Below are 24,703 nucleotides of genomic sequence, written 5' to 3'. Positions count from 1 at the left end.
TATGTCCGAGAAAAAAAATTCCCCATTGATTGAGTTTAGAAAAGTTAAAAAAGTGTACGGTAGCGGAGAAGCTACTGCATATGCACTCAAAGGGATTGACTTAGCGATTGAGAAAGGGGAGTTTGTAGCCATCATGGGACCGAGCGGTTCGGGAAAATCGACTATGATGAACATTATAGGTTCTTTAGATGTTCCAAGCAGCGGAGAGTATCTGTTTGAGGGTGCCGATGTCGGAAGTTTAGATAAAGACCAGCTCGCTCTTTTAAGACGCTATTATCTGGGATTTGTTTTTCAAGGGTTTAATCTTTTGGCAAAAACGACAGCTCTGGAAAATGTTGAACTCCCTCTGATCTATAAAGGGATCAAACCCCAAGAGCGTAAAAAGATGGCTTTAGAGGCGTTGGAAAAAGTGGGCATAGCGCAGGTATGGGATCATACTCCAGGAGAGCTCTCAGGTGGACAGCAGCAACGTGTAGCGATTGCAAGAGCGATAGTGACAAACCCTAAAATACTTTTAGCCGATGAGCCGACGGGGAACTTGGATACGGCAAGAAGTATAGAGATAATGGAGCTGCTGCAAAAGTTTAATAAAGAGCAGGGGATTACCGTTATCATGGTTACGCATGAAGAGGATATGGCAAGTTTTGCACAGAGAATTATCCATTTTAAAGATGGTTTGATCGAAAACATAGAGTTAAACGGAAAGGGTAGAGATGTTCATTAATGCCTTATTGCTTGCCATAAAAGAGATCAGAAGAAATTTACTGCGCTCATTCTTAACGGTGCTTGGAATCGTGATCGGTGTTGCTTCGGTTATTGCCATGGTGATTTTAGGGGATGGGACAACTGCACATATTACGCAAAACATCTCTAAACTCGGAAGCAATATGTTGACATTGACTCCGGGAGCTGAACGAAGAGGTCCGGCATCTGCAGGGATTACTACAAAACCTTTTAATATAGATGATATTGCTGTGCTCCAAAGGGAGACAACCTACATCAGTGCGGTTGCTCCTTCAACTGCCGCAAGTTTAACAGCCGTTTACGGAAATGAAAACCATACGACGGCGGTATACGGTACAAACAACGACTATTTTACCATTCGTGACTGGACCATAGATAAAGGAAGAACATTTACAGAGCAGGAGCTAAGCAGCGGAAAAGCCGTGTGTGTAATAGGACATACGGTTCAAGAGGAGTTGTTTGGACAACAAAACCCGATCAATAAAAATATACGTTTGGAAAAATTTTCATGTCAGGTGATAGGTACCTTGGAGTCTAAAGGGGCTGCGGGTATGCGGGGGATGGATCAAGACGATTTTATAGCAGTTCCGATCAGGATGTTTCAGCGCCGTATAAGCGGGAGCAGAGATATCAGTGCAATTTTACTTTCATTTAAAAAAGATGCAAATATAGAAGAAGCAAAAAAAGAGGTCACACTCATTACGCGTGAGATCAGACGTATCCGTAAAGGGATGGATGATGATTTTCATGTACATGATATGCGTGATATCATACAGACCATGACATCTACGACGAAAATGTTAACCTACCTGCTTGGCTCGGTCGCTGCTATTAGTTTACTTGTAGGTGGTATCGGGATTATGAATATTATGCTGGTTTCCGTTACCGAGCGTACCCGCGAGATTGGTATTCGTCTGGCCATAGGTGCGATGGAGAGAGAAGTGTTATTGCAGTTCTTGGTAGAGTCGATCGTACTTTCATCTCTGGGTGGAATAATAGGGATTATTATAGGTTTAGCGATCGCATTTGGGGCTACAAACTACTTTGATATACCGTTTATTATCAATACGACGGTGATAGTGGTAGCTTTTATATTCTCTATGTTTGTAGGGATTTTCTTTGGATATTTCCCTGCAAAAAAAGCGGCAAAAATGAATCCTATAGATGCACTAAGGCATGAATAATATGGAGAAAGAACCAATCTCTTTAAAGTATCTTTTTAAACTGGTTTTACAGAAAAAAAGAGCCCTTGTCTGGGGACAGATAATCACTTTTATAACGATACTTATAAGTGTCCCTATCCCTTTGATGCTCCCTGTTATGGTCGATGAGGTGCTCTTGGATAAACCGGCTCAGATAGTTTCGACAATCGATCAGCTTTTTGGAAGTGGAAATGCTTTTTATTACATAGCACTTGTAACTTTTGCGGTGGTATTTTTACGCTTTATCTATTTCATCTTTACGGTTGTGATCACAAAAATCTTTACCAAGATTGCAAAATATGTCACGTTTGAAGTGCGAAAAAAGGTGATCGAGCATCTAAAAATCACCTCTATGAACGAGTACGAAACGATTGGAAGCGGCGCTATTACCGCAAATCTCATCACCGATGTAAATACGTTAGATAGTTTCATTATGACAAGTGCCAGCCGTTTTGTCGCTTCGGTTTTGACAATGATAGCGGTGGGGATTGTGATGATAGCGATCGATCCTGTTCTTGGACTTTTGATACTCTTGATTCAGCCCTTGATTATGTTTATCTCCAAAAAGATGGTCAAACGTGTGGGTGTGCTCAAAAAAGAGGAGAACGAATCTATTGAGCGTTTTCAGGAGGATATCGGGGAGTCTTTAGAGCTGTTTGGACAGATCAAAGCGAGTAACAAAGAGAACTACTTTTTTTCAAAAGCTATAACACAAGCGGAGGATATTCAGAAAACTTCCAACGAGTACGGCTATAAAAGTGTAGCTTTTGAGAAACTCTCCTATACTATTTTTCTTATCTTTTTTGAGCTTTTGCGGGCAAGCGGACTTTTACTCGTGGCGTATAGTGATCTGAGCATCGGGATGATGTTTGCGATGTTTGGCTACATCTGGTTTATTATGACACCGGTGCAGGATATCCTTTCTATGCAGTACTCATACTCTTCGGCAACTGCGGCTATCAAACGACTCAACCGTGTCCTTGGTTTAAAAACGGAAGCTAGCGGAGCAGAGCAACTAAACACACAGAAAATTGCTCTAAAACTCTCCCATGTGAATTTCTCTTACAATAAAGAGAAAAGGGTGCTTGAAGATATCTCTTTAGAGATCCCAAGCGGTGCAAAAGTAGCCCTTATTGGTGCAAGCGGCAGCGGAAAAACAACGCTTGCACAGATCATCTCCGGTTTTTACGAAAAAGAGAGCGGCAGTTATCAGTGTAACGGCATAGAGATCGAAGATATTGACAAGCACTCACTTCGAGAGAAGATATTTTTAGTGTTGCAGATGCCTATACTTTTTAATGCCAGCTTACGTTTTAATATTACGATGGGGGATGAGAGTATTAGTGATGAGCAAATATTTAAAGCCCTTGAGATCGCACAATTAAGCGAGATGTTAAAAGGGATGCCAAAGGGGCTGGAAACTATTGTAGGGCATCACGGTATCCGTCTCTCAGGTGGACAGCGTCAGCGTCTAAGCATTGCCCGTATGATCATAGCCGATCCGAGTGTGGTGATCTTCGATGAATCCACCTCTGCACTCGATGTACACACAGAAGCAAAACTCTATGCGACACTTACACCTCTTTTAAAAGATAAAACGGTGATTACGATCGCCCATCGTCTAAGCACCGTTAAAAATGCCGATATGATCTATGTCCTTGAAAATGGAAAAATCGTACAGCAGGGGACTCACGAGGCACTTGAAGAGGAGGAGGGGCACTATATGGAGTTTATAAAAAGACAGTTGTTATAACTCTATATTTTGCTCTTTTAAAAACATTGCAAATTGAGAATCGATATTTATGACGTGGCGCTTAAATTTGTCGTAGGCGTAGTCATTGATGTAAGCTTTCCCAAACATAGGCATTTTTTGCGCCTGTGCATAAAAGTACTCCATCTCGCTGAGCAGGTTTTTATGCTCCTCTTTGTGCTCCGTCTTTGCGTAAAATTCATACTTGTCCATCAGTTTCTCTTCAAAACTAAAATGCTCCCTGGTATGTTCTATAAGCTCTGCAAACAAAGGTAGGAACTGCTTTGATGTACAAGACTTTATAAGAGAAAGTATTTGTAAAAACTCATCGTGTTTTTCATCCATAAGGGGTATGTTTATATGTAGCTCGTCTTTCATTGCATTCTCTTTTTATTTTACGGAGTTGCAAGTATTATGCCGCTAAGAGATGGTAAAATACTATATTGAAAATCTCAAACGGAGAGTTAGCAGAGAATGAAAGAGATAAAACTGAGCGTAGATGAACAAAATGTTGAAATCGTTATGACAATACTAAACAGTTTAAAAGCGGGGCTAATCGAGAAGATAGAGCTAGACGGTACGGTGACAAAAACAAGACCGACACAGTACCAACCTAAACTAAAAGCAGTAGATGAAAAAGATTCAGGTCCAAACGATAAAACAGGAAAATACGCTTCACCTGCTGCTTATAAAGCAAGACTAAACAAGAAAAAATAATGTACAAGCTTAACTTTTTCGTCCCAGAAGCTGATAAAGAGAGGGTAAAAGAGGCTCTTTTTGCTCTCGGTGTCGGAAGATACGAGAACTATGAGTGTTGTTCTTGGGAGAGTTTGGGACAGGGACAGTTTAAACCGATAGACAAGGCAAATCCTGCCATAGGTGAGCTTGATAAACTAGAAGTACTGCCTGAGTATAAAGTGGAGATGATCTGCAAAGATGAGCTGATCAAAGAAGCTGTAAAAACTCTCAAAGAGGTACACCCTTACGAAGAGGTAGCGTACGAAGTTTTTAAGATGGTGGAGTTTTAAAAGATGGTAAATAAGCTTTCAAACGGGTTTGAATATGTTGAGATAAGCAACAAAGCTGCAAGTGCCAAGATAGCTTTGCAGGGTGCGCATCTTTTTCACTATGAGCGCAGCGGTGAGATACCTTTACTGTGGCTGAGTGATGCAAGCAAGTTTGAGTTGGGAACTGCTATTCGTGGAGGGGTACCGATCTGCTGGCCCTCATTTGGAAATAACAATCCAGAACTCCCGCAGCACGGATTTGCCAGAACTGCAATGTGGCAACTAGATGAGATTCAAGAGCTTGATGAAGATACTACACAGCTTAGATTCTCTTTGGAAGATTCAAAAGAGAGTAGAGAGTTATGGGATTATAAATTTTTAGTAGAGCTTACGATTAGAATTGGAAAGACACTTGAGATGGAGTTAAAAACTACAAACCGTGACAATGTTCCTTTTACAATCACTCAAGCGCTTCATACATATTTTAATGTATCGGCGATCGAAGATGTGAGGATAACGGGCTTAGAGGGTAAAAACTATCTTGATGCTCTTACTCTGCAACATCATACACAAGAGGGTGAGATAGGATTTTCTCAAGAGGTGGATCGCGTCTATCAGGGTGTTGAAGATGCAATCGTTTTAAAAGATGCCAACCGCGATATAGAGCTTAAAAACAGCGGTTCTAAAAGTGTCGTTGTCTGGAATCCGTGGATCGATAAATCTGCACGAATGAGCGGTATGAAACCGGATGCCTATAAAGAGTTTGTGTGTATAGAGAGTGCAAATGCGTATGAGGATAAGCGCGAGCTTTTACCAAATACGACACATACTATACGCCTAAGTGTTTAAACTCACGTATAAGAGCCATTTGCCTGCTGGCAAGATAGTCTTTGAGTTGATGGAGATTGTGCTTAGTGAGCTCATACATTGTTATAAGATAATAGTTTTTCCCATTTTCATCAATTCTGTAAACATTTGAATCTGTTGTTATGGAGATGAGTCTGCCGTTAAGATTGAGGTTAAACGAGAGTTTAAGATCTGTTCCCACTATAAGACCAGCAGGTAGAGCATCGATCGCAATTTTTACGGAGACTTCCGAAATATCTACAATCCTGGTTTTTCCTTCAAATTTGATGTTTTTATAAAAGAGCGTACAGCTATGGTTCTCTTCAGGCTCTAGACGGATATATTGTCTATCTGCTACTTCTTGAAGCGCAAAACTCATCTTCCCTATAGTGACAGATTGGCTGTCCATATCAACCTGCTTAATATCACGGCATATGACACTTTTTGGAAACACCTCAGAAGATATAGTCAGATATTTTGATAATTGTATGATTTTAAGTTGTGGATAGGGCATTTTAAGTACCACTTCATCGTCTGTTATTTTGGATATTACTGCAGAGTTGACAATAGTCAGACCTTTGTAAAAATTGTGAATTTTAAGTTCTGAAGAGTTGTTTTGAACGACACGCATTAAAGATAAAATAGATTCCGTATCTTTTGCAATGTTATCTTTTCTCACTGCATCACTGTCAAAAAGAGACATGAGATTCAGCTCGGTTACATCATCAAAAGAGAGAACAAAATGCCCCTCCTTTTCAGGTATTGCTCTTGCTTTGAGTATGAGATGTCGGTTTTCATTTTCATGGTTTTTTATTTTTGTGTGAAAAAGTTTTCCCGGATTTTCTTTAACTACATCGTACCATTTTTCTGTCGGAGTGGAATATAAAAACTCTTTATGCTCTTGGAAAAGATCAGTTATATCCGGATATTTTTTTTCAAAATCTTCAAGATCCTCAACACCGAAAAATTCAGAAAAACGCTGGTTACAAAGTATAAATTCTGCTTCGTGCATCATTAAAACTATGTTGTTTTGGTAGTTTAAAATGGTACTAAGCTGGTTGGCAAAAAGACATCTGTTTTCTGTATCGTGAATAGCTTTGAGTGAAGAGTATATACCGTTTAGCAGTTCGGGAACTTTTGCGGGTTTTTGCAGGTAACGAAATACCCTGAGATTGATAGCTAAGTGAAGATACTCTTTCTCATCGTAGGCTGATAAGATAATAACTTTGCAATCAGGATCAGCCGACATCACTTTTTTTATAAGCTTAAAGCCGTTCATCTTAGGCATATTAATATCTGTTATAAGAATTTTAGGTTGATATTCCAAAAATTTTTTATAACCCTCTTCGCCATCTTCGGCTAATATGATGTTGTCAAAAACTCTTCCAAGCAGTTTTTCCATATTATGACGAAGACCTGCATTGTCCTCAACATAAAGTAAACTTATATCACCGGCCAGTTTTTTAATTGCTAAAAGTTCTTCTTTCATGGGATAATCATACTTTTTTTATCTTCATAGAATTCTTAAATGAGTTTTTTATTATAAATATTTTTTATATTTTCAGTATTGTGCATTATTATGTTAGAATCTTTGTAGTTAATATTCAAGGTGATTTCTATGTTTCAATGTATAAAGTTTCTGTTTAAACTTCTAAACAGATATATTACATATAGCGGTTTAAGTGTTTTCCTTGTATTTTTACTCTCTTTAGCACTCTCTGTAGTGATATGGCTCTATTCAAAAAGCTATTATGACACTCTTGCAGAAGAGAGGTTTGAGAGGAGAATAGCAGAGAGTTTGGAACATTTACAAGACAAGATCTACCTTTATGAAAATATACTTCACAGCGGAATAGGTTTTTTTCAGGGAAGTAATAAGGTATCTGCCAAAGAGTGGCATGACTTTATAGATGCATTGGCGATAAAAAAACGTAATTACGGGATGCAGGGTATCGGTTATGCCGTGATGCTTAAACCGGATGAAGTATTACCTATAGAAAAAAAGATGCAAAAGGATGGATTTCAATCATTCTCACTAAAACCAAAAGGGCAGAGAGATCTTTATAGTGCTATTTTGTATCTTGAACCTTTAGATAAAAGAAACCAAGAGGCTATAGGGTACGATATGTTTTCAGAACCGACTAGAAGAGCGGCGATGGAGATAGCAAGAGATACAGGATTGCCTGCAATTAGCAAAAAAGTAACATTGGTTCAAGAGATAGACACCGATGTACAAGCAGGTATGCTTATGTATTTGCCTCTTTATAAAAAAGGGAGTAAGCCGGGTAATATTGAGGAGCGAAGAAAGCTGCTTAAAGGTTTTGTTTACAGCCCTTTTCGTATGAATGATCTCATAAGTACGTTAGATATGCATAGATCTGCTTTAGAGATCAAGATTTATGACAGTGATGATATATCGGACGAACATCTGTTATTTGATTCATTTACTCCGTATGCCGAAAAAGCACAACATAGTGTGGTAAAAAAGTTTCAAGTAAACAACCTGACCTGGAATGTGTATTTTGTCAGTACAAAAGAGTTTGATGATGCCACAACAAGTCCATATCCTCTGGTTATAACATTAGTGGGATTGATAGCAAACTTCTTATTATTATTGATTATTTTGGCACTTTTTAAGAGTTTAAAAAACTTGAAAGCTCAAACTCAAAGAACGAAAGAACAAACATCATATATGCTGCATCAGTCCAGAATGGCTCAAATGGGTGAGATGATAAGTATGATCGCACATCAATGGCGTCAACCTTTATCGTCGATCTCAACCATTGCAGGAACTATGTCTATAGATGTAGCTATGGATAATTACGAGAAGAAATTTTTTGCCGAGCAGCTTGAATCTATAGATAATTTATCACAACATCTCTCCACTACGATCGATGATTTTAGAGATTTTTTTAAGGACAAAAAGAAGAAGCAGTTAGCAACAGCATATCAGGTTGTTGATGAAACGCTTCAAATTATCGGTTCCTCTTTTGAATCAAAAGAGATAGAGGTGATATATGACAGTGAGGAAAATATTAGTATATATACCTATGTCAATGAGATTAAACAGGTGATATTAAACATTCTTAAAAATGCAGAGGATGCTTTGTCTGAGAAAAAAGATAAAAATTTTAAAATATGGATATCTTGGCATATGTTTGAAGATAACGTGATAATAAGTATCGAAGACAATGCAGGTGGCATTCCCGAGAAAATAATCAAAAATATATTTGAGCCTTATTTTAGTACAAAGCAGGATAATAACGGTACGGGACTAGGTCTCTATATGTCCAAGACGATTGTTGAAGAGCATTGTAACGGAAAGCTGTATGTGACAAATACTCAGCGTGGAGCAAAGTTCAGCATAGAGTTTCCTTCCGGACTTGATGAAATTGATAATTAGAAAATCTATAAACTAAGGAGAATAGTATAATGGCTTTTACACCAAATACACAAGCAGAGCTGCATAACCTAAATATTGTCGATGGACAGCAGTATGAGATAAGGTATAAAAATAAAGATTACTATAATGGAGAAGAGACCATAGAGGAGGGGGTCGGTACGGCTATACTCAACAATGGCAATATCTACTTTAACGTCGTTGACCCCTACGGGATGGATAAACTTGTAATGCAGGTACAAGTTATACAAAGGTAGATAGCCATGAAAACAGTTATTTTGATCCGACATGCAAAGTCAAGTTGGAAAGACCTGTTATTGGCTGATTTTGACAGACCGCTTAACAAGAGGGGAAAACGGGATGCTCCCGTAATGGCATGCCATCTCAAAAAACAAGGTATAGCGATCGAGAAAATATTTGCAAGTTCCGCTAAAAGAGCTAAAAAAACGGCTGAAATCTTTAATGAAAAGTTACAAACCGAAGTGGATTTTTATGATGAACTCTATGCAACTTCGAGCGAGAAACTTTTAGCCTTTATCAACAAACAACTCAAACAGTATGATTCGATCGCTATTGTCTCACATAATCCCGAACTTACCGAACTTAGCAACCATATCAGCGATCAATACATAAGTAATATCCCTACATCGGCGTATGTTGTTTTGAAGTGCAATGAAGACAGGCTTGCAAAGAACAATTGTGAGCTTATAGATTTTGTATATCCGAAAAGAGAAGATATTGCACTTTATAAATAAGTGTAGCAAGATGAAAAGGGTTTATCATGCATAGATTGAAGATATTTGTTCTTGCTTTTGTAATGAGTTTAGTATTAAGCAGCTGTAAAGAGGAGAGTACAATGGAAGTTAGTGTCAAAAAGATGTTGGTTCCGTTATACTCTTACCCCTCATCCAACGATAGTTGGGAACGTTTAATAGCACTGAAAAACAATACGAACAATCTTGAAATAGTAGCCATAGTAAACCAATCTAACGGAGATTTTACACAACCTAGTACAAGTTATATAAATGGGATTGAATCTTTGCACAATGCAGGGATAGATATAGTCGGCTATGTGTATACGCAGTATTCCCAGCGCCCTATAGATGAGGTAAAACAAAATATAGATGCATGGGTAGAGTTTTACAAGCCCTATGGTCTAAAAGGGTTCTTTTTCGATGAGGCTTCAAACGATGAAAAAGATTTTGAATATTATAAAAATATTACACAATACGCCCAGAGTAAAGGGATGAAATTTAATATTTTAAATCCGGGAACAAGTGTAGACAGTGTGTATATGGAAGGAGATATCGCATCTGTGGTTGTTATACGTGAAACTACATATACAAAGGTTGTAGAAACAACAAATCTCCACCAACCCACTGAATATACAAAAAAAGCACTATTGCTTTATAGCTCAGATCAAGAGAATATGGTACAAAAAGTGTGTAGCTATGCTCTTGAACATAATTTTGAGTATGTTTATGCAACAGATCATGGAATTACCGATGATCGATGGGACTCTTTATCGAGTTATGTCAACGAGCTCGCTGTGTTGATCTCAAAAGGGTGTAAAAATTAAGAAGCAGGTGTAATCCTTGCGCTTATATTATCTTCATTAAATTTAAATTCATAGGTGTTATTCTCTGATGTTGTGTAAGAGATCACCGACTGGTTACATAGATCGGTTTTACCAGAATTTATTCCCTCTTTTAGTATAGAAGGCAAAGTGTTTTTCAAGATCTCTTTATTGGATGCACCCATTGCGTGATCGAGGTTTTTAATAAGTTTACCGTCGACTTGATCTTCACTCTCAATTGTCATAAATGTGTAAGGGCGATCATGCTCTTTAAGATGATTGACATATTCTAACTTATCATCATAAGGTGCTATATATTGATCATATTTTGAATGATACGAAAAATATGATGTTTTTGATTTGTATTTATTTAACATAGTATCCAGATGTGAAGGGTTTGTTAAGTCCCTTATCTCATAGGCAGAATCTGAAAAATGGTTTTTAGATTGAGGATCTTTCGTCCAATGAGTGAATGTATATGACGATAATGTGAAATTTGGATATTTAGTCTTTAGTTCAGATCTGGTAATGTCGTGTTCTTTGCCTACAATATACTTTAGAGGAGGTTTTACGTAGCAAGAGTTGTCTATGATAAAATCAAACGTGTTTGGAGCTAGTTTAGCTAACAAGTTTGCTATATATCCTCCATGTGAGCTACCCATAGCAATGATCGGTGCTTTTTCGATAAGTTCGCCGTAGCCTAAAGATTTTAAATCATATAAAACACTCAGGATGTCTATAGCTTGTAAGATACCGAAGTTCTGGTATTCATTCTTAGCAGGATAAAGAGTAGCGCTGATAATCTCTTCATTATCCTTGGGAAGCGAACGATTTAATGCTAGAAGAATAGACTTAACACTTAAATCGTTTTCATCTAAGATGACATTGTATTTTTGAATGAGATCTATGAGTCTTGCTCCGTCTCTTTCATCAAAACTGATAATAGCACCGTTAGAAGGTCTTGAAAAGATAGCATGATACTCTACAAAAACTGCAAGTAGCCCATACTCCTGCGCAATATGTGTTAAGAGATTTTTCTGATACTCTACGCTCGCATCTTCACCAAATCCGGGAATGACAAATATGATGCCGTTATGTTTGTTGTCTGTTCTATACGAGATATGATACGTGAGCTTACTCTCTCTTTTTATATTTAGCTCAAAATCATCATGTCCGGTAGTTTGAAAGGTTTTAAACTCTACCACATCAACCTCCTATATATTTTCTAAGGAATAATACTATGATTTTTATGAATTAGACAAATAAGCAGGATCTATTAAGCGCAAAGAGTGGTATGAAACTTCTTTGTGGTAAACTTTCAAGAATATCAAGAAAATTAAAAATAAAGAAGTGAATATGGAAAAAATTACAAAAAATACACTTGTATCTATCTCTTTGAAGTTAGCAGATGAGAAGGGTAACATCTTGGATGAGAGTGATGAGGTGATGTACCTTCACGGTGGTTATAATCAGATATTTCAAAAACTGGAAGATGAATTAGAGGGGAAAAAAGTTGGTGATACTTTTGACCTTTTACTCGCTCCTGCAGACGCTTTTGGTGAGTTTAACGAATCTTTAATGGTAAAAGAGTTACTAACGGATCTTCCAGAAGAGATTGCTGTTGGAATGGAGCTTGAAGGTGAAGATGAATCAGTCGTTTTCGTTGTTGAAAGTATAGATGATGAATATGCAACACTGAATGCGAACCATGAACTTGCAGGAATCCCTTTAAGAGTATCTGGTGAAGTTTTAGAGATGGAACACCTTTCAGATGCTGGAGTAGAAGAGATACTCAATATGGAACATGAACACTAGAGTATTTTAACTCCCTTCTTTTAACACAGAATTTTTTATGCTTAAAATTCCTATTTTGGTGATATAATTTCTGCAAAAAATATACGAGGAAAAAGATGGCTAGAACAAGAAGATGGTCTGTTTGTGACGATAGTAATAAATGGGGTGTTGAAAAGAAGAAAAACAAGCCTAAAAAAAGTAAGTGGTCTGTTTGTGATCAAGGTAATAAATGGAGTATTGAAAAAAAGAAAGATTAGTAGTCTTTACGCAACAGAGTATTTATGAAGATATTTTGTTGCGACCAGAGTGTTTTGATTCATACATTTTTTCATCAACTCGTTTCAATAAGCTTTTACGAGATTCATCTTTCTTGTACTCAACAACCCCTAAGCTGATTGTTATATGTCCTACATCTTTGAAATGATGAGAAGCAACAGCATCTCTTATCCTTTCCGCAACTTCCAGAGCATTAGATAAGTTGGAAAACGGTAATAAAATAAGAAACTCTTCGCCACCGTATCGACCTATCTTGTCGATTTCCCGAATTACCCCACTTATAACTTTTGTAGTTTCTTTTAATACATAATCTCCTACATCATGGCCAAAGTTGTCATTTACATTTTTAAAATGGTCAAAGTCGTACATAATTAGGGATAAAAATTCCTCTTTACGTTTAATACGATTGATCTCTTCTTCAATCTGTTTCATGATGGAGTAACGGTTGTATACATCTGTTAAAATATCTGTAGTGGCAAGCTTTTCAAATTCAAGTTTTTTTTGCTGGAGTGCTTTTTCTGCATTTATTCTACTTGTAATATCTTCAAGGATCCCCTCTATCCATAACAGATTGCCTGAACTGTCATGAACAGCATGATCGGCTACCCTTATAAAGCGTTCCTCTTTGCTAATGGGGTGAATAAATGACATCATTGTCAGATCAGTGGTTTGTTTTCCTTGGTAATAGGCATCGAGACTTTTTGCACCTATTTCTATGGAGTCACCGGTCCACTCTAACATATTGTCAAAATTTTTTCCAAGAACATCTTCCGGAGGAGTTCCGAGTATATTCTCCATATTTTTACTAAAGTAGACAAAATTAAAGTCTGCATCCATGCGGTATGCAAAAAAGTTTTCCCCTAAATCTTCAACAATAGACTTATATTTTTCTTTCGCTTCAATAAGATTTTGCTGCTGTTTACGAAATCTTAGATAAATAAAAATGATTAAAAAAACTAAAACAAGAATAATATATATCATTTTATTTCCTAATTATAATTAGAAAACATTATAGCTAAAATAATTAGGAAGTAAAACTTATCGGTTATCCTACTTTATGCATAGGATGCTTGTATGGAGAGGGGTTGAGGGCTTTATAGATTAAGCCTCCGAGCGCAAAGAGTACAACAACTGCTATAATTATTTTTGTTAACATAAAAACACCTTTTTTATATATCACATAAAGACATTATAACAAATTGTTGCCTGAGTAATTACTCTTTTGTTTTAAAATCTGCAGGGTCTTTGTACTCTATGGTAGGTAAAAAGTATGCAGTAAGTAAAAGAACTGTACTAAAGATAGCTACTATCACAAAAGAGTAGTCTGAGAAAAAATCTATGACCTGATGTGCTCCCATGTATGGTCCCATAAACTCTTTGATCGATGGATAAAGAAGTGTAAAAACTGCTCCGCCTGTCATACCCCCGAGAACTCCTACAAAGGCATCAACTCTTCCTTCCGATACCGATACAAAAAAAGCAGAAGGGCATTTTCCAAGAATTACCAAACCGATTCCAAAAATGATGGCACCTACAATAAGCCCCGTAAGAAAAATCGGTTTTATCGAGAAAGTAGCGTAACCGTTTTGTACCAAAAAGTAAAATCCGACACTAGAGAGTGCTACGGTTGTCATTGCCATACGTGGAACCAAAGTGTCTTCAAAGATCATAAATCCGGCCATTTTCTCAAACTTATCTAGCCTTGAGTATAAAATAATAGCTCCGAAAACAAACCCTATAAAAAGCACAAGCCAAACGGAACCGTGGTTGCCGTTTGCCACTATCTCAAACATCTCTATAACTCTATCTATCATTTTTTACAAACCTTTCTTTTATAAAAAAATCTCCCCGTGATTACACCTGTTCCAAGTGCAAATACCGCAAAGATAATGCCGCTTATGGCTAACTGGCTCCCTCCTGAGAGTATATGTCCTGCGTTGCATCCTCCCGCAAGTCTAGCACCGAAAACAAGTAAAAATCCGGCAATGAAGCTCCAAATCATACGTGATTTTACAGAGCTGTTTTTTCGCTCTTTCCAAAGTGTCGGTATATAGCTGATATGAAATGTTTTTGTAACAAACACAGACATAAATAGTCCACCGAAAAATACACCGATCAGCATAACACCTTCCCAAGCTCCCGATTTTTCTATCTCAGCGGTATAGATGTAATTCTCTGCATCGAGTCCAAAAACTACAGTTGAAAGGTAGGCCATACCCGTTGAAGCGCCTATAGGGCGGTCAGCACCTATCTCTGAAAAACTAAAAAAGAATAGCAAACTCATAGCTATTCCACCGATCCACCATGGTATCTGTCTAGGCATAATAACTCCTAATATATTTATTTTGTAAAGTGTAAAGTATTACTTAACGTTTTTGAATTATATATGAAGATACTTAATGTAGTTTGAATAAATAATAGTTTGTATTTTTACTCGTCTTTGATTCACAAATTCCAGCAATAAATTTCACTGAAAATATGCTACACTGATAGATATACAATATATTATAAATGCAGGAAAAGAGTATGATAGTTCCGGAGCATCCTCATTGTGAAACTGTTGAGTCGTTGGCTCAAAAGATGGAAACATCAAAACAAGGGTTAAGTCATTCGGCTGTAGAGAAAAATCTTTCTATCTACGGCTTCAATGAGATTACAGAAAAAAAACATAACCTATTTACACTTTTTTTAGCGCAGTTTAAAAGTCCTTTAGTGTATGTACTCGTAGTTGCTGCCATACTCTCTTTTTTTTTAGGAAATATACACGAAGGGTTGCTTATATTTCTTATTATCCTGATCAATTCATTGATTGGATTTTGGCAAGAAGTCAAAGCGCTCTCATCGATCAAAGCACTTCAAAAACTGACCGAAAGTAAATCACAGGTTAAACGTGAGGATGAAATATTTGCAATCTCATCTTCAGAGCTTGTACCGGGAGATGTGGTCATCTTGTCTGAAGGCGATATTGTGCCTGCAGATATACGTCTTTTTGATACTAACGGACTGGTGATTGATGAATCAATTTTGACAGGGGAATCTGTACCTGTACAAAAAGATGCAAACTTAACATTACCCCAAGAAACACTTCCCTATGAACTTGATAATATGGCACTCTCCGGAACAACTGTTACTAAGGGTAGAGCAGAAGGTTTTGTCATCTTTACCGCTCACAATACTTATCTTGCATCTATTGCAGGCAAAGCAGAGGAAGAATCACCAGAAACACCTTTGACAAAAGCACTCGAAGTTTTTATTAAAAAACATATGGTTATTTTACTTACAATGATCGGCTTTACTGCTATTATTGCCCTTTGGCAAGGAAGAGCGTTAATTGAGGTTATCTACCTCGTCATTGCCGAACTGGTCTCTGCCGTACCGGAGGGTTTGCCTATTGTGGTAACGCTGGTGCTTACCATTGGTGCGATCTCTCTTAGTGTAAGGAAAGTCTATATCCGCCATCTGCCCTCTGTTGAAACTTTAGGAAGTACTACGGTTATCGCATCTGATAAGACGGGTACTATTACACAGGGAAAACTGGAGGTAAAAGATGTTTTCTATCTTCATGAGACCTTTTCACAAACCGTTTCAGCACTTGCAAATGAATCGATAGAGGGGGAGGGGGATCCTGTAGATACCGCTCTTGCTCTGTGGGTAGGTAAAGATTATGACACCATTAGAGAAAAATACCCGCGTGTCAATCTCTATCCTTTTGATACAAAGCATAGATTGATGGCAAGTTCCAACATGATCAAAAAAGAGCATAAGATCTTTGTAAAAGGTGCTTTTGAATCGCTCAAACAGTTTGCCACTAATGAGGATGATTTTGAAGTTCTTGAAAAAGAACACGATAAGTTGGCATCTAATGGTTTAAGAGTTATTGCATTGGGTATCGGGGAACACACAACAGACGATATTGCTAAATGGGAAATTGAGATCGTAGGTCTGATTGGCTTTTTGGATCCTCCAAAAGAGGGTGTTTTAGAGGCTGTTCAAACGGCACAAAAAGCCGGCATCAAAGTGATGATGATCACAGGTGACAATGCTCTGACTGCCGCAGCTGTTGCAAAATCTGTCAATATCTACAAAGAGGGCGATCTGGTTGTTACCGGAAAAGAACTCAACGATATGGATGATGATGCATTAGTGAAAATAGTGCCAAAGGTCACTGTCTGGGCGAGGGTGCTTCCTGAACATAAATACCGCATCGTTAAGATATTGCAAAAAGAGGGAGAGATAGTTGCTGTAACAGGGGATGGTGCAAATGATGTCCCTGCACTAAAAGCAGCAGATTTGGGCATAGGAATGGGAAGTGGTACTGACGCTGCAAAATCTACCGCAAAAATGGTACTTGCTGATAATAATCTCTCTGTCATTGTCGATGCGATCAAGCAGGGTCGTACCATTGCCAGTAATATTCGAAAAGCGATCTATTTTCTCGTTTCAACAAGTTTGGATGAAGTTATTCTCATCACTGCTGCTATCTTAATGGCATTGCCCTTACCGCTTTATCCTGTACAAATTTTATGGATTAATCTTGTTTCAGATAGTGCGCTGGATAAAACCTTCCCCTTTATGAAGGAGGAGGGAGATATGATGAATAGGGCACCCACTAAATTGCACGAGCAATTTTTAGATAAAATACAACTATTACGTGTCCTTTATGCAGCATTGATTATCAGTGCAGGTACACTCTTTATCTATATATGGATGCTGGATCACTACGGTGAAGAAAGCGCAATCTCCACACTTTTTACCGCCTTTGTTATTGCTACATGGATCAACGGATTGCAATCTCTTAAAGAGCATGAGCCGTTTTTAAAAAATATTAAAAAGTCACTACAAATTAATCCCTATATATTTTATGGAATAGGTATAGGATTTGTACTGCAGTTATTCGCGATCTATGTACTTTCAGATCTTTTTCATACACTGCCGCTCAATGAAGAGTCACTTACAATGATCGGATTATTGGCACTATGGATATTCAGTATGATCGAAATTCGTAAGTGGGGTGAATATTTATGGCGAAAACGTATGGATAGCAGAGGATAAATACTGATTTTTAGATATATAATTATTAGTTTATTAGGCAATTTATGGGCACATTAAGTAAAAATAGTTAGTAAAAAGTAAAGTGTTTAGGGGTTTAAAAAGAAGTGGCTCCGGATACTGGATTCGAACCAGTGGCCAAGTGATTAACAGTCACCTACTCTACCGCTGAGCTAATCCGGAATGTATAAAGTTTAATTTTTTTGTGATGGTGGACCCTCTGGGATTCGAACCCAGGGAGGTATGACCCTCGCCGGTTTTCAAGACCGGTGCTTTCGACCAACTCAGCCAAAGATCCACGTATGTTTGAAAGTTTGATTATTTAACTGGAGGTGCCACCCAGACTCGAACTGGGGATAGCAGCTTTGCAGGCTGCGGCCTTACCACTTGGCGATGGCACCAGTTTCAGTTATCATCAATGGTGCCCGGGGCCGGACTCGAACCGGCACAGTATTGCTACCGGGGGATTTTAAGTCCCCTGCGTCTACCAATTTCGCCACCCGGGCATCGTGAGTGCATTCACAGTTTAACAATCTAAAATGGAGCGGGAAACGAGGTTCGAACTCGCGACCCCAACCTTGGCAAGGTTGTGCTCTACCACTGAGCTATTCCCGCAATTTTGTAGTCACTATTTGTTAGTGAGCCGGAATTATATCTTTTTTTTTCTTGTTTGTAAAGAGTTTTTATAAAAAAATTTAAAAAAATTGCAAAAAGATGCTATAATCCCATTTAGATAAACTATATATATAGGGATTTTTTATGAGAAGTGATACTATCAAAAAGGGGTTTGATAAAGCTCCACACCGTTCACTGCTTCGTGCAACGGGTTTAAAAGATGAAGATTTCGATAAACCATTTATCGGAGTTGCAAACAGTTTTATAGATATTATTCCAGGACACTTCTTCCTACAAGAGTATGGCCGCATAGTAAAAGAGGCTATACGTGAGGCTGGTGGTGTTCCTTTTGAATTTAACACCATCGGTGTTGATGATGGTATCGCTATGGGGCACGACGGTATGCTTTATTCACTACCGTCTCGTGAGCTAATTGCTGACTCGATTGAGACAGTTATGAATGCTCACAAGTTAGATGCAATGATCTGTATCCCTAACTGTGACAAGATTGTACCGGGTATGATCATGGGTGCATTACGTGTAAACGTTCCGACAGTATTTGTTTCTGGTGGACCTATGAAAGCGGGACATAAAAAAGATGGAACTCCGATCGACTTAGCAACGGCATTTGAAGCAGTTGGAAAATTTAACGACGGTAAGATGACTGAGGAAGAACTTTACGAGATCGAATGTGAAGCTTGTCCTTCAGGTGGTAGTTGTTCAGGTATGTTTACTGCAAACTCTATGAACACATTATCTGAAGCTATGGGTATTGCACTTCCGGGTAACGGAACTATTTTAGCGATGACTCCGGAGAGAATCGAACTTGTAAAACAAGCGGCTAAACGTGTTGTTGAGATGGCTAAAGCTAATGATCCGAAGTATAACCTTAGAAATGTATTAAATGACAAAGCTATCCATAATGCATTTGTTGTAGATATGGCGATGGGTGGAAGTTCAAATACGGTTCTTCACCTTTTAGCGATCGCAAAAGAGGCTGAAGTTGATTTTGACATTACTAAGATCAACGAGATCAGCCAAAAAGTAGCACATATTGCAAAAATTTCACCGTCATTATCAACTGTACATATGGATGATATTAACAAAGCGGGTGGTGTTAATGCAGTTATGAAAGAGGTAAGTCGCCGCGGTGATGATCTTTTATTCCTTGACAATTCAACTGTAACTGGTGAGACTTTAGGTGAGAGAATTAAAGATGCGGAGATCAAAGATACTTCGATAATTCATACAAATGAAAACGCTTACTCTCAAGTGGGTGGTCTTTCTATCCTTTTTGGTAACTTGGCAGAAGAGGGTGCTGTTGTTAAAACTGCAGGTATTGCACCAAGCATGCGTCAGTTCAAAGGAAAAGCTATCTGTTTTAACTCACAACCAGAAGCGATCACTGGAATTATGTCTCATAAAGTAAAAGCGGGTGATGTTGTAGTTATCCGTTACGAAGGACCAAAAGGTGGACCGGGTATGCAAGAGATGTTAGCACCTACTTCACTTATTATGGGTATGGGACTTGGTGAATCTGTTGCGTTAATTACTGACGGAAGATTCTCAGGTGCTACTCGTGGTGCTTCGATCGGTCACGTTTCTCCGGAAGCTGCTGAAGGTGGTTTAATCGCTTTAATTGAAGACGGTGATGAGATCGAGATCGATGTTGATACGCATAAATTACAATTAAATGTAGATTACGAAATTTTAGAGCAAAGAAGACTTCACTTCAAACCGTACAAAAATGAAGTAAAATCTAAATGGCTAAAAAGATACCAACTGTTAGTATCAAATGCAGCAAACGGTGCTGTTTTAAAAACTGAACTTTAGAAAGGGAAAAAATTGAACGCAATAGCAATAAAACACAATGACGAAATCATAGATTTGCAAACTGCTAAAGAGAAAGGTTTTGAGGGTGAGCAGATTCATCTTGATAACTCTGCGGATTCTTTAGAGGTACTTCGTCATTCAACAGCACACCTTATGGCGCAAGCTATCAAGTCACTCTACCCTGATGCTGAGTTTTATGTAGGGCCAACAGTAAATGAGGGTTTTTACTACGACTTTAAAACATCGGCAGAGATTGGTGAAAGTGATCTAAAAAAGATTGAGAAACAAATGCTCTCTTTCGCAAAGAAAAAGTATGAGATTGAAAAATATTCAATCACAAAAGAGGAAGCTCGCAAGAAGTTTGAAAACGATCATTTAAAACAAGCTGTTCTTGATATGATCCCAAGCGATGAAGTTTCTATCTATAAACAAGGTGAGTTTGAAGACCTTTGTCGTGGTCCGCACTTACCAAACATCGGTCTTATCAGAAACTTTAAACTGACAAAGATCTCAGGTGCTTACCTTGGAGGAGATTCTAAAAACGAGATGTTAACTCGTATCTACGGAATCGCTTTTGCAACGAAAGAGGAGCTAAAAGCATATCTTGATATGATGGCTGAAGCTGAGAAACGTGACCACCGTAAAGTTGGTGCAGAGATGAAGCTTTTCACATTCCGTGAGGAAGTTGGAGCAGGTTTCCCGATCTGGCTACCGGCTGGTGGACGTCTTCGTGCAAGATTAGAATCTTTACTATTTAAAGCACACCGTAAACGTGGGTATGAGCCTGTTCGTGGTCCGGAGATGTTAAGAAGTGATCTATGGATGACATCTGGACACTACCAAAACTACGGTGAAAATATGTACTTCACAAACATCGACGAGATCGAGTTTGGTGTAAAACCAATGAACTGTGTTGGTCATATTAAAGTATATGAAGAGGACTTACACTCTTACCGTGATCTTCCACTGAAGTTTTTCGAGTATGGTGTAGTTCACCGTCACGAAATGACAGGTGCGCTTCACGGACTTTTCCGTGTACGTGAGTTCACTCAAGATGATGCACATATCTTCTGTACGTCTGATCAGATCGAAGAGCAGATCATTGAAGTTGTTGATTTTGTAGATAAGATCATGTCAACTTTCGATTTTGACTACAAAATGATGATCTCAACTAAACCTGAAAAAGCTGTTGGTGACGACGCTGTTTGGGAAACTGCGGAAAACGCACTTAAAACTGCAATGGAGAAAAACTCTCTTCCTTATTCTATAGATGAGGGCGGCGGAGCTTTCTACGGTCCGAAGATCGATATTAAGATCACGGATGCGATCGGACGTGAATGGCAATGTGGTACTGTTCAACTTGACTTTAACCTTCCGGCACGTTTTGAGTTAGAGTACAACGGTGAAGGAAACGAGAAGATCCAACCGGTTATGATTCACCGTGCTATTCTTGGTTCATTCGAGCGTTTCATCGGAATTTTAACTGAACATTACGCGGGTGAATTCCCAATGTTTATTGCTCCGACACAAGTTGCAATCGTTCCTGTAGCAGAAACACATAAAGATTATGCTAAGGTTTTATCAGATAAACTTATTGACATAAATGCCGATAGTGAGATATATGGTAAGAACGATTCTTTAAACAAAAGAATCAGAACAGCGGAAAAAACGCGTGTACCTATGATCGTAGTTATCGGGGATGAAGAGATAGAAAATAGAACTGTTTCTATCCGTGATAGACGTACAAGAGAACAGTACAGTTTAAGTGAGGAAGAGTTCCTTCAACTGATTCAAACTAAAATTAATGAGGTAAATTTTTGAATAAAAAGACAGACCGTGTCATAATGAACGACGATATTCGTGTTCCTGAGGTAAGATGTAACTTAGATGGTGGAGAATCTTTAGGGATAATCTCTACAGATGAAGCAATGGAAAAAGCAAATGAGTTAGGATTAGATTTAGTTCTAATCGCTCCTCAAGCAAAACCACCGGTTGCTAAGATTATGGATTATGGTAAATTCAAATACCAAGAAGAGAAAAAACTCAAGGAACAACGTAAAAACCAAGTGAAAATCGTTGTTAAAGAGATCAAGCTTTCTGTAAAAATTGCCGACAATGATGTAGCATATAAAGTAAAACATGCTAGAGAATTTTTAGAAAAAGGGTATCACGTAAAATTTAGAGTATTTCTAAAAGGTCGTGAAATGGCTCACCCAGAAGCTGCCAAAGAGGTTCTTGAACAAGTGTGGCCAATGGTTGAAGATATTGCAACTATGGAAAAACCACCTAAGTTCGAGGGTCGCTATTACAATATGTACGTAGTACCTAATAAAAAATAATATTTAGACTACAAAAGTAGGGGAAAACTCCTCTGCTTTCTTCCACTTTTTATTCTCATTTTACAAAATCGTAGTATCCTTTAATATTAAACTAACGCAACGTCTAAGGAGATTTAATTATGATAAATATAAAATCATGGTCAATCAGCAAAAAAATACATATCCCTCTTATTCTTTCTATGTTTATCGGAACAATAATTATCATTGTGAATGTTTTTTATTCTATGGCAGACTTAGAAAAAGATGTATACAGTAATGAATCAAAGGCATTAACAACCCTTTTTGATGAGGCACTTGATACAAAGAAAGATATTGGAATTACCAATGCTATTAATATTTCTCAGAACTACAGTGTTATTAAAGCTTTAGAAAATAATGATAGAACAATAGCGATTCAAGGTTTAGAAGATTTTTCTAAAGAGTTTAAAAAAAATACAAAGTACAAAAACATTAAAGTGCATGTGCATGATGCAAATTTACATAGTTTTTTACGTTCATGGAAACCTGAAAAGTACGGTGATGATTTAAGTGGTTTTAGAGAGACTATAAAAAGTGTTAAAGCAAAAAAAGAGCCTCTTGTAGCTATAGAATTAGGGCGAGCAGGGCTTGTACTACGTGGATTGTCTCCAATTATAAACGGTGAAAAATATTTAGGTTCTGTAGAGTTTATGCAGGGGTTAAATTCTATTGTACGATCTGCAAAGAAAAATTATGGTTACGATATAGCAATCGTGATGAAAAATGAGTACCTTTCAATTGCAAGCTCTTTAAAAAATGCAAAAAAAGTTGGAAACTACACACTCGCTGTCAATGAGAAAAATATTGACCCTGCATACCTTTTGGATCTGGAGAATGTTGATTTTACGGGAGATAAAGCATTTACAATTACTGAAAATTACTTTGTAATCTCAAAACCGATTCAGGATTTTTCCGGAAATACAGTCGCATACGCTTTAATTGGTGACAATGTGGCAAATGTAAATAAGGTGATTTCGCAGTCTAAAGATTCTTTACTGAGACAAGTATATATTATCTTAGTTATTGATATTTTAATTTTACTCTTTTTAATAATGGTGATTAAAAGATCTGTGACAGACCCTATAAAGCATTTAGATGTTGTAGCGAGTGAATTGGCACAAGGTGATGCTGATTTTTCAAAACGCTTACCGGTAAACAGCAATGATGAACTTGGACATGCAAGTCAAAGTTTTAATGCTTTTATTGACAAAGTTGAGAAACTGGCAGAAGAAGCGCAAATGAAAGCAAAAGAAGCTGATAATAAAGCGCAAGAGGTTATAGATATTATGGATAAAAGTCAACTCAATGTTGATTTAGCCCATAAAATGATCAAAGGCTCTGTAGATAACTCAAATAATTTACGAACAAGTTTACAAAACAATATTGGTGCAATTAAAGAGGTAAATGCTCTTAATAATGACAACTCGAAAGTAATTGCCGATGTGACATCAACAACCGATGAAGTTATAGATACAATTGCGAACATTACAGAGATGATCGGTCATACAAGGGAATCGTCTGAGCAGTTGACGACTAATGTTCAAGAGATTTCAGCTGTAACGGCTCTTATTAAAGATATTTCAGACCAAACAAACCTCTTGGCATTAAATGCAGCAATTGAAGCAGCTCGTGCAGGTGAGCATGGACGTGGTTTTGCAGTGGTAGCCGACGAGGTTAGAAAACTTGCAGAACGTACTCAAAAAGCAACGGCAGAAGTTGAAGTAAATATCAATATACTTAAACAAAACTCCGTAACTATGGAAGAGAACAGTGAGAAGATTCAAGGCTATGCAGATTCATCTCAGGAGAAACTTGATCAGTTTAGAGATATCTTAGCAAAACTGATAGAGAATGCAAATACTATTAAAGATGAAAACAATATTGTTGAACAAGAGCTGCTGCTTAGTTCAATGAAACTTGATCATATCATTGTGAAAAATAACGGCTACGACGCTATATTTCAACGTAAACCTTCAGATTCTATAACAGATCACACTATGTGTAATTTAGGAAAATGGTATGGTAATGAGGGAAAAAATACATTTGGAAAAAATCAAAACTTTATTCAGATAGAGCAACCGCACCGTGCAATTCACGAAAATATTAAAGAGGTTATGAACCTACTTAAAGATAAAAATGTAGATAATGAAAAAGTTAAAAAGCTATTTGAAGAGATGGAGGGTGCTTCATCTGAGTTATTTAAACTTCTAGATAGATTACATAGAGGATAAACAGAGCAAAATGCTCTGTTAGC

The 24,703-nt window shown here is 37.7% G+C and carries 23 protein-coding genes and 5 tRNA genes; 17 read left to right on the top strand and 11 right to left on the bottom strand.

The features are described from left to right. The first annotated feature begins 1 nt into the window (after position 1). The 3 genes from QWY88_RS08065 to QWY88_RS08055 are packed head-to-tail and all read left to right on the top strand — an operon-like array spanning position 2 to position 3,699. Positions 2 to 724: an ABC transporter ATP-binding protein gene (locus QWY88_RS08065; protein WP_304545879.1), complete on the top strand. Its 723-nt coding sequence runs from the start codon at positions 2 to 4 to the stop codon at positions 722 to 724. After that, positions 714 to 1,928 carry an ABC transporter permease gene (locus QWY88_RS08060; RefSeq protein ID WP_304545878.1) on the top strand — a complete coding sequence of 405 codons (1,215 nt, stop codon included), beginning with the start codon at positions 714 to 716 and terminating at the stop codon, positions 1,926 to 1,928. Before QWY88_RS08065 ends, QWY88_RS08060 begins: the two co-directional genes overlap by 11 nt. A gap of 1 nt (position 1,929) precedes the next feature. Further along, on the top strand, positions 1,930 to 3,699 hold the full coding sequence (locus QWY88_RS08055) for an ABC transporter ATP-binding protein (protein WP_304545877.1): 1,770 nt from the start codon (positions 1,930 to 1,932) through the stop codon (positions 3,697 to 3,699). On the opposite strand, the gene QWY88_RS08050 is transcribed toward QWY88_RS08055, so the two are convergent. After that, positions 3,694 to 4,074, bottom strand: coding sequence for a bacteriohemerythrin (locus QWY88_RS08050; RefSeq protein ID WP_304545876.1), 381 nt, complete (start codon positions 4,072 to 4,074; stop codon positions 3,694 to 3,696). The genes QWY88_RS08055 and QWY88_RS08050 overlap by 6 nt on opposite strands. A gap of 96 nt (positions 4,075 to 4,170) precedes the next feature. Between QWY88_RS08050 and QWY88_RS08045 the strand changes: the two genes are divergently transcribed. Genes QWY88_RS08045 through QWY88_RS08035 form a run of 3 tightly spaced genes read left to right on the top strand, consistent with a single transcriptional unit; the run spans position 4,171 to position 5,552 of the window. Then, complete coding sequence (locus tag QWY88_RS08045) at positions 4,171 to 4,413, top strand: hypothetical protein (protein WP_304545875.1); 243 nt, start codon at positions 4,171 to 4,173, stop codon at positions 4,411 to 4,413. Next, positions 4,413 to 4,724 (top strand): YqfO family protein, encoded by a 312-nt coding sequence (locus tag QWY88_RS08040; RefSeq protein ID WP_304545874.1) that lies wholly within the window; start codon positions 4,413 to 4,415, stop codon positions 4,722 to 4,724. Before QWY88_RS08045 ends, QWY88_RS08040 begins: the two co-directional genes overlap by 1 nt. A gap of 3 nt (positions 4,725 to 4,727) precedes the next feature. Next, positions 4,728 to 5,552, top strand: a complete 825-nt coding sequence (locus QWY88_RS08035; RefSeq protein WP_304545873.1) for a D-hexose-6-phosphate mutarotase — start codon at positions 4,728 to 4,730, stop codon at positions 5,550 to 5,552. Here the strand turns inward: QWY88_RS08035 and QWY88_RS08030 are convergent. Then, a complete protein-coding gene (locus QWY88_RS08030) occupies positions 5,533 to 7,038 on the bottom strand; it encodes a response regulator transcription factor (protein ID WP_304545872.1) in 1,506 nt (501 codons plus the stop codon). The two genes, QWY88_RS08035 and QWY88_RS08030, sit on opposite strands and share 20 nt — an antisense overlap. 129 nt (positions 7,039 to 7,167) lie before the next feature. Here QWY88_RS08030 and QWY88_RS08025 point away from each other — a divergent pair, with 129 nt between their 5' ends. The 4 genes from QWY88_RS08025 to QWY88_RS08010 are packed head-to-tail and all read left to right on the top strand — an operon-like array spanning position 7,168 to position 10,528. After that, complete coding sequence (locus QWY88_RS08025; RefSeq protein WP_304545871.1) at positions 7,168 to 8,952, top strand: CHASE domain-containing protein; 1,785 nt, start codon at positions 7,168 to 7,170, stop codon at positions 8,950 to 8,952. 29 nt (positions 8,953 to 8,981) lie between these two features. Beyond that, positions 8,982 to 9,206 (top strand): hypothetical protein, encoded by a 225-nt coding sequence (locus QWY88_RS08020; protein WP_304545870.1) that lies wholly within the window; start codon positions 8,982 to 8,984, stop codon positions 9,204 to 9,206. 6 nt (positions 9,207 to 9,212) lie between these two features. Next, on the top strand, positions 9,213 to 9,704 hold the full coding sequence (locus QWY88_RS08015; protein ID WP_304545869.1) for a SixA phosphatase family protein: 492 nt from the start codon (positions 9,213 to 9,215) through the stop codon (positions 9,702 to 9,704). Positions 9,705 to 9,730: 26 nt separating this feature from the next. Then, positions 9,731 to 10,528 (top strand): spherulation-specific family 4 protein, encoded by a 798-nt coding sequence (locus tag QWY88_RS08010; RefSeq protein WP_304545868.1) that lies wholly within the window; start codon positions 9,731 to 9,733, stop codon positions 10,526 to 10,528. On the opposite strand, the gene QWY88_RS08005 is transcribed toward QWY88_RS08010, so the two are convergent. Then, the gene (locus QWY88_RS08005) at positions 10,525 to 11,730 is read right to left on the bottom strand and encodes a DUF2920 family protein (protein WP_304545867.1); all 1,206 of its coding nucleotides are present in this window, start codon (positions 11,728 to 11,730) and stop codon (positions 10,525 to 10,527) included. The two genes, QWY88_RS08010 and QWY88_RS08005, sit on opposite strands and share 4 nt — an antisense overlap. A 151-nt stretch (positions 11,731 to 11,881) precedes the next feature. Here QWY88_RS08005 and QWY88_RS08000 point away from each other — a divergent pair, with 151 nt between their 5' ends. Both QWY88_RS08000 and QWY88_RS07995 read left to right on the top strand, forming a co-directional pair. Continuing rightward, the gene (locus tag QWY88_RS08000) at positions 11,882 to 12,340 is read left to right on the top strand and encodes an FKBP-type peptidyl-prolyl cis-trans isomerase (protein WP_304545866.1); all 459 of its coding nucleotides are present in this window, start codon (positions 11,882 to 11,884) and stop codon (positions 12,338 to 12,340) included. A gap of 95 nt (positions 12,341 to 12,435) precedes the next feature. Continuing rightward, positions 12,436 to 12,576 carry a hypothetical protein gene (locus QWY88_RS07995; protein WP_304545865.1) on the top strand — a complete coding sequence of 47 codons (141 nt, stop codon included), beginning with the start codon at positions 12,436 to 12,438 and terminating at the stop codon, positions 12,574 to 12,576. A 22-nt stretch (positions 12,577 to 12,598) separates the two neighbouring features. On the opposite strand, the gene QWY88_RS07990 is transcribed toward QWY88_RS07995, so the two are convergent. The 3 genes from QWY88_RS07990 to QWY88_RS07980 all read right to left on the bottom strand — a co-directional run bounded on the left by QWY88_RS07990 (position 12,599) and on the right by QWY88_RS07980 (position 14,918). Next, positions 12,599 to 13,576 carry a sensor domain-containing diguanylate cyclase gene (locus QWY88_RS07990; protein ID WP_304545864.1) on the bottom strand — a complete coding sequence of 326 codons (978 nt, stop codon included), beginning with the start codon at positions 13,574 to 13,576 and terminating at the stop codon, positions 12,599 to 12,601. 233 nt (positions 13,577 to 13,809) lie between these two features. Next, positions 13,810 to 14,409 carry a YeeE/YedE thiosulfate transporter family protein gene (locus QWY88_RS07985; protein WP_304545863.1) on the bottom strand — a complete coding sequence of 200 codons (600 nt, stop codon included), beginning with the start codon at positions 14,407 to 14,409 and terminating at the stop codon, positions 13,810 to 13,812. After that, on the bottom strand, positions 14,406 to 14,918 hold the full coding sequence (locus QWY88_RS07980; protein WP_304545862.1) for a YeeE/YedE thiosulfate transporter family protein: 513 nt from the start codon (positions 14,916 to 14,918) through the stop codon (positions 14,406 to 14,408). Before QWY88_RS07980 ends, QWY88_RS07985 begins: the two co-directional genes overlap by 4 nt. A gap of 203 nt (positions 14,919 to 15,121) precedes the next feature. Between QWY88_RS07980 and QWY88_RS07975 the strand changes: the two genes are divergently transcribed. Continuing rightward, complete coding sequence (locus tag QWY88_RS07975) at positions 15,122 to 17,647, top strand: cation-translocating P-type ATPase (protein ID WP_304545861.1); 2,526 nt, start codon at positions 15,122 to 15,124, stop codon at positions 17,645 to 17,647. A 105-nt stretch (positions 17,648 to 17,752) separates the two neighbouring features. Here QWY88_RS07975 and QWY88_RS07970 read toward each other — a convergent pair. The 5 genes from QWY88_RS07970 to QWY88_RS07950 all read right to left on the bottom strand — a co-directional run bounded on the left by QWY88_RS07970 (position 17,753) and on the right by QWY88_RS07950 (position 18,259). Further along, a tRNA-Asn gene (locus tag QWY88_RS07970) sits at positions 17,753 to 17,827 on the bottom strand. A gap of 26 nt (positions 17,828 to 17,853) precedes the next feature. Next, positions 17,854 to 17,942: transfer RNA gene (locus QWY88_RS07965), tRNA-Ser, on the bottom strand. Between the two features lie 29 nt (positions 17,943 to 17,971). After that, a tRNA-Cys gene (locus tag QWY88_RS07960) sits at positions 17,972 to 18,045 on the bottom strand. 18 nt (positions 18,046 to 18,063) lie between these two features. Next, positions 18,064 to 18,150: transfer RNA gene (locus tag QWY88_RS07955), tRNA-Leu, on the bottom strand. 34 nt (positions 18,151 to 18,184) lie between these two features. Further along, positions 18,185 to 18,259 (bottom strand) — tRNA-Gly (locus tag QWY88_RS07950). A gap of 144 nt (positions 18,260 to 18,403) precedes the next feature. Here QWY88_RS07950 and ilvD point away from each other — a divergent pair. The 4 genes from ilvD (at position 18,404) to QWY88_RS07930 (ending at position 24,680) form a co-directional block, all read left to right on the top strand. Continuing rightward, entirely contained in the window at positions 18,404 to 20,092 is a 1,689-nt protein-coding gene (gene ilvD / locus QWY88_RS07945; protein WP_304545860.1) for a dihydroxy-acid dehydratase, read from the top strand. A 12-nt stretch (positions 20,093 to 20,104) separates the two neighbouring features. Continuing rightward, entirely contained in the window at positions 20,105 to 21,913 is a 1,809-nt protein-coding gene (thrS, locus tag QWY88_RS07940; RefSeq protein ID WP_304545859.1) for a threonine--tRNA ligase, read from the top strand. A 23-nt stretch (positions 21,914 to 21,936) separates the two neighbouring features. Then, positions 21,937 to 22,431 (top strand): translation initiation factor IF-3, encoded by a 495-nt coding sequence (infC, locus tag QWY88_RS07935; RefSeq protein ID WP_304546022.1) that lies wholly within the window; start codon positions 21,937 to 21,939, stop codon positions 22,429 to 22,431. Positions 22,432 to 22,550: 119 nt separating this feature from the next. Then, positions 22,551 to 24,680, top strand: coding sequence for a methyl-accepting chemotaxis protein (locus QWY88_RS07930; protein ID WP_304545858.1), 2,130 nt, complete (start codon positions 22,551 to 22,553; stop codon positions 24,678 to 24,680). Positions 24,681 to 24,703: the final 23 nt, after the last annotated feature.

The organism is Sulfurimonas sp. hsl 1-7 (assembly GCF_030577135.1).
Taxonomy (GTDB): domain Bacteria; phylum Campylobacterota; class Campylobacteria; order Campylobacterales; family Sulfurimonadaceae; genus Sulfurimonas; species Sulfurimonas microaerophilus.
This window is presented reverse-complemented; position numbering and strand designations above follow the sequence as displayed.

What these genes read in the sequence shown, in the direction of transcription:
- QWY88_RS08055 (WP_304545877.1), top strand. Translation starts at nt 1,930, where the DNA reads ATGGAGAAAGAACCAATCTCTTTAAAGTATCTTTTTAAACTGGTTTTA.
- QWY88_RS08015 (WP_304545869.1), top strand. Translation starts at nt 9,213, where the DNA reads ATGAAAACAGTTATTTTGATCCGACATGCAAAGTCAAGTTGGAAAGAC.
- QWY88_RS08030 (WP_304545872.1), bottom strand. Translation starts at nt 7,038, where the DNA reads ATGAAAGAAGAACTTTTAGCAATTAAAAAACTGGCCGGTGATATAAGT.
- QWY88_RS08020 (WP_304545870.1), top strand. Translation starts at nt 8,982, where the DNA reads ATGGCTTTTACACCAAATACACAAGCAGAGCTGCATAACCTAAATATT.
- QWY88_RS08050 (WP_304545876.1), bottom strand. Translation starts at nt 4,074, where the DNA reads ATGAAAGACGAGCTACATATAAACATACCCCTTATGGATGAAAAACAC.
- QWY88_RS08040 (WP_304545874.1), top strand. Translation starts at nt 4,413, where the DNA reads ATGTACAAGCTTAACTTTTTCGTCCCAGAAGCTGATAAAGAGAGGGTA.
- QWY88_RS08010 (WP_304545868.1), top strand. Translation starts at nt 9,731, where the DNA reads ATGCATAGATTGAAGATATTTGTTCTTGCTTTTGTAATGAGTTTAGTA.
- QWY88_RS07985 (WP_304545863.1), bottom strand. Translation starts at nt 14,409, where the DNA reads ATGATAGATAGAGTTATAGAGATGTTTGAGATAGTGGCAAACGGCAAC.
- QWY88_RS07995 (WP_304545865.1), top strand. Translation starts at nt 12,436, where the DNA reads ATGGCTAGAACAAGAAGATGGTCTGTTTGTGACGATAGTAATAAATGG.
- QWY88_RS08065 (WP_304545879.1), top strand. Translation starts at nt 2, where the DNA reads ATGTCCGAGAAAAAAAATTCCCCATTGATTGAGTTTAGAAAAGTTAAA.
- QWY88_RS08045 (WP_304545875.1), top strand. Translation starts at nt 4,171, where the DNA reads ATGAAAGAGATAAAACTGAGCGTAGATGAACAAAATGTTGAAATCGTT.
- QWY88_RS07975 (WP_304545861.1), top strand. Translation starts at nt 15,122, where the DNA reads ATGATAGTTCCGGAGCATCCTCATTGTGAAACTGTTGAGTCGTTGGCT.
- ilvD (WP_304545860.1), top strand. Translation starts at nt 18,404, where the DNA reads ATGAGAAGTGATACTATCAAAAAGGGGTTTGATAAAGCTCCACACCGT.
- QWY88_RS07980 (WP_304545862.1), bottom strand. Translation starts at nt 14,918, where the DNA reads ATGCCTAGACAGATACCATGGTGGATCGGTGGAATAGCTATGAGTTTG.
- QWY88_RS08000 (WP_304545866.1), top strand. Translation starts at nt 11,882, where the DNA reads ATGGAAAAAATTACAAAAAATACACTTGTATCTATCTCTTTGAAGTTA.
- infC (WP_304546022.1), top strand. Translation starts at nt 21,937, where the DNA reads ATGAACGACGATATTCGTGTTCCTGAGGTAAGATGTAACTTAGATGGT.
- QWY88_RS08060 (WP_304545878.1), top strand. Translation starts at nt 714, where the DNA reads ATGTTCATTAATGCCTTATTGCTTGCCATAAAAGAGATCAGAAGAAAT.
- QWY88_RS07930 (WP_304545858.1), top strand. Translation starts at nt 22,551, where the DNA reads ATGATAAATATAAAATCATGGTCAATCAGCAAAAAAATACATATCCCT.
- QWY88_RS08025 (WP_304545871.1), top strand. Translation starts at nt 7,168, where the DNA reads ATGTTTCAATGTATAAAGTTTCTGTTTAAACTTCTAAACAGATATATT.
- QWY88_RS08035 (WP_304545873.1), top strand. Translation starts at nt 4,728, where the DNA reads ATGGTAAATAAGCTTTCAAACGGGTTTGAATATGTTGAGATAAGCAAC.
- QWY88_RS07990 (WP_304545864.1), bottom strand. Translation starts at nt 13,576, where the DNA reads ATGATATATATTATTCTTGTTTTAGTTTTTTTAATCATTTTTATTTAT.